General features: G+C 61.0%; 4 protein-coding genes. All 4 read left to right on the forward strand.

The window, feature by feature from the left end; all coding sequences use genetic code 11:
- A partial coding sequence (locus AC1D00_RS30450; protein ID WP_477013211.1) for an MFS transporter occupies positions 1 to 803 on the forward strand: 803 nt, incomplete at its 5' end.
- A 19-nt stretch (positions 804 to 822) separates the two neighbouring features.
- A complete protein-coding gene (locus tag AC1D00_RS30455; RefSeq protein WP_477013212.1) occupies positions 823 to 1,554 on the forward strand; it encodes an alpha-amylase family glycosyl hydrolase in 732 nt (243 codons plus the stop codon).
- On the forward strand, positions 1,530 to 2,135 hold the full coding sequence (locus AC1D00_RS30460) for an alpha-amylase family glycosyl hydrolase (protein ID WP_477013213.1): 606 nt from the start codon (positions 1,530 to 1,532) through the stop codon (positions 2,133 to 2,135). The genes AC1D00_RS30455 and AC1D00_RS30460 overlap by 25 nt, the downstream gene beginning before the upstream one ends.
- 417 nt (positions 2,136 to 2,552) lie before the next feature.
- Positions 2,553 to 4,027, forward strand: a 1,475-nt coding sequence (locus AC1D00_RS30465; protein WP_477013214.1) for a cache domain-containing protein, incomplete at its 3' end; no start/stop codon positions are given.

Below are 4,027 nucleotides of genomic sequence, written 5' to 3' on the forward strand. Positions count from 1 at the left end.
AGATGGAGCGATCGATCGGGCCTCTGATCGAAGCGCTCGGCTGCGTCGGGCTGTTGATGCTGCTTCGCTTCACCATCGACGCGCCGGCATCGGGCGAGACCTTCCTGAGGGCGATCCGCCTCGGTTCAAGGGACGTGTTCGCTCTGATCGCCGGTCTACGAAAGCAGCCGAATCTGCTGAAATTCCTGATCGCCCGGACCTTCTATGCCGACGGCTTTCACACCCTTATCATCTTCGAAGGCATCTATGCCTCGGGCGTGATGGGATGGCACGGCTTCAAGCTCCTCAGTTTYGCCGTCGTCAAGATCGCATTCGCCGCTCTCGGCGGCTTGCTGGCGGCAAGCCTGAACGCGCGACTTGGCACGCGCCGCGCCATCATCGTCCAGATATCGGTTACGGTCGTGCTGCTGGTCATGGTCCTCGGCACGACGCCGGACCGGATGATCTTCTTCTGGCCCCATGACCCGGCCGCGCAGCCGCTGTGGAGCGGCCCGGTTGTTCGAACCGTGCCCGAGATCGCCTTCATGCTGCTGTCGGGATCGATGACGGCATTCGCGGTGGCCTCGATCGCGTCGGGGCGCGCCATGATCATTCAGATCGTGCCGCCGATGCGCGTTGGCTCCTATTTCGGGCTGTTCGGCCTGACCGCCAGCACGACAGTCTGGATCGCTCCGATGCTGGTTGGAATCCTGACGGCGCGCTTTCAGTCCCAGGCCGTCGGTCTCGTTCCGATCGCCGTGCTGTTGACCCTCGGTGCGATCGGCATGATCTTTGTCAAGGGTGGCGACCGGCTTGAGGAGTGAATGTGGCTTGGAGGGGCGCGTGAACAACTGGATCGAGCACGCCATCTGGTGGCACGTGTATCCGCTCGGCTTCGTCGGCGCCGAACGGGAGGCCGGCGCGTGCGTCGGCGTCGTGCATCGCCTTGACCACCTTGTCCGGTGGCTGGATTACGTCGTGGAGCTCGGCGCGTCCGGCATCCTGCTGGGGCCGATCTTTGCCTCGTCGACCCATGGCTACGACACGACCGATCACTTCCGGATCGACGGGCGGCTTGGGTACGACGCGGACTTCGACGCATTCGTCGAAGCGGCTCGTCGCCGCGGCCTGCGCATCATCCTGGACGGCGTGTTCAACCATATGGGCCGCCAATCTCCACGCTTTCAGCGCGCCGTCGCTGGCGGTTCGCAATCGCCGGAAGCCTCTTGGTTTCGCTTGACCTGGCCGGCGGACGGAAAGGAGCCTGATTGCGCGACCTTCGAAGGTCACCACCAGCTTGTGACGCTCAATCACGACGAACCCGCGGTCGCCGACTATGTCATACGTGTGATGAACCACTGGCTTGATYGCGGTGCCGATGGTTGGCGGCTCGACGCGGCCTATGCTGTCCCGCGACAATTCTGGAACCGCGTCTTGCCCGCGGTTCGCACGCGGCATGCCGACGCCTACATCTTCGGCGAGGTGATTCACGGTGACTATGCCAGCTTCGTCGACGAGATCGGCGTCGATGCGGTCACGCAGTACGAGCTTTGGAAGGCAACTGGAGCGCCCTGAACGATCGCAACTTCCATGAGCTCGCATGGGCGCTCGCGCGGCACAATGCGATGATCGGCCGGTTCGTACCGCAGACGTTCATCGGCAATCATGATGTCACGCGGATCGCAAGCCAGCTTCTGGACGAACGGCATATTGCGCACGCGCTGGTCATTCTCATGACCTGTGGCGGCACCCCCTCGATCTATGCCGGAGATGAACAGGCGTTCCGCGGAATCAAGGAGCACCGTGCCAGAGGCGACGACGCGATCCGTCCGGCCTTTCCGGCGACGCCAGCTGAGCTGGCGCCATTCGGCTGGCCGACATACCGGCTGCATCAGGAGCTGATCGGACTACGGCGGAGGCATCCATGGCTCGTTCGGGCGAAGACCCGCATGGTCGAGATTCGCAATACGGACCTGGTCTTCGAAGCATTCGATGAAGGCAATCGGTTATGGGTTGCGCTGAACTTGGCGGACGCAGTGGTCGGACGTACCATCGATTCCGGCGTCGACAGGCTTGCAGGATCAGGCGCGGTGCGCAGGGCTGGCGGCAGGACCGAGCTTACGCTGCCGCCACATGGGTGGGCTATCCTAGGTTAGCGACAGCTTGCCAGGCGCGGCAGGCTCCGGACAATACAAGTTTATGATGAGCCCGCTCACCGCTTAAGCGGACGGAACTCCATTTTCGGACGGTAGCTCAAATGGTGGGTTTGGCCTGGAAAGGTCAAAATGGTCGTTCTTTCAAAAGGAGTTGACTGACACTATCTCCGCCATTGGGCCGACTTCGCAAGCCGCCGCGGGACCTTCCCATCGATTGGTGCTGGGCCGAAGCCGGCTCGGCTCGGCGCTGAAGGTGACACAAACTGCATGTGACATTTGGACAGCAGCCATTACTGCTTTTTGGGGTACTATCGCGACAGCGGCAATATTCGGATAAACGACAGCCGGCAAACGGTGAGCGGGCAATCGCGCCGAAGCGAACCGTAGAGCGCCTGAATGACGATCGGGTAGACACGGATGTTCACTTTCCGGACCTCCATCACCTTTGCGGTCATGTCGTTTGTCGTGGCGCTGACCTTGCTGCTGGTCGCCATTCAACTACGCTCGTTGCGCCTTGCCACGCGCGAAGCCGCTTCGGCCTACATGGACGCAACCAGCACCAAGGTGCTCGGACGGCTTCAGGGCGAGCTTTCCACGATTTCGTCCCTGGTCCATGTGCTCGCTACGAGTTCGAGCGTCGCAGACTCCAATGAGAGGAGCGAGACCGGCCGTGCAATTCCGTTGTTCAAGGCCGCGCTGCAAGAATTTCCGCAGATGGACAGTATCTATGCCGGTTTCGAGAATGGTGCCTGGCTCCAGGTGCGGCGCATCAGAGACCTTACCGAAGAGCAGCGCGAGCACTTCCGCGCGCCGGCGAACGCCGAGATTGCGATCAGTCTCATACGTCCTACGATGGACGGCGATCTGCCGCTACGGCGCATCTTTCAGGACAAGCAAGGCAACGAGATTGGAGAGCTCGACCTGTGGAAATACGGCTACGACCCCCGCAAACGTTCCTGGTATTGGGCGACGATGCAAGCGGACAATCCCTACATTTCCGAGCCCTACCTCTCGTACAGCGTAGGCGCGCCGGTCATCACCGTGAGCGCGCCGCTGCGAGGCAAGGTGCCGGGCGTTCTTGCCGCCGATCTCAAGCTCGATACGTTCAGTGAGTTTGTCCAGGCTCAGCGGCCGGGCGAGCATGGTACGGTCATGATTTTCGACCAGGCAGGATCAATTATCGCCCACCCCGAATTTACCGATCTCGTTACGAACGCAATGACGCACCCGGCCCAATCGTCGTTGCCGAGCATCGATGAGATCAATACGGGAATGATGGCCTCGGTGATCCGCGGTTCGTACAACAGGGACAGCTATGAAGGAAGCATCGATGACGGGACAGGCAAGGGCTTTCTCTTCCGAGTGACGAAGTTCGCACTCGGCGAACGTTACAACGGCAGCATCCTGCTACTGGCTGCCCAGGACGACTTCGTTCAGAATGTCCGCAGGCTTCAGTTCACCGGACTTGTCCTTGCGATACTGGTTGGCGCTGCCTTTCTTCCGATCGTCTGGATGTTCGGCAGCCAGATGTCGCGCTCCATCCAGCGCGTTACCGCGCAGGCCCGCCAATTGCAGACACTATCTGAACCCGAACTGGTGCCGGTAACGTCCTATATCAAGGAAATCCACGCGCTGGGCAGTACAATGAATCTCGCGCAGCGCGCGATATGGTCGTTCGCCCACTTCGTTCCCAAGGAGATCGTCCGCGGGTTGATCGAAAATTCCATCTCGACCAGGCTCGGCGGGGTCAAGCAGGAGGTCACGCTGGTTTTCACCGACGTGCAGGGCTTTACTACTATTGCCGAGGCTGCGGACCCAGACGTGCTGATGCGCCAGACGTCGCGGTATTTTTCGGCAATGACGGCAGCGTTCCTCGCTGAAGGGGGCACGGT

The sequence above is a fragment of the Bradyrhizobium sp. P2_E8 genome, assembly GCF_056403875.1.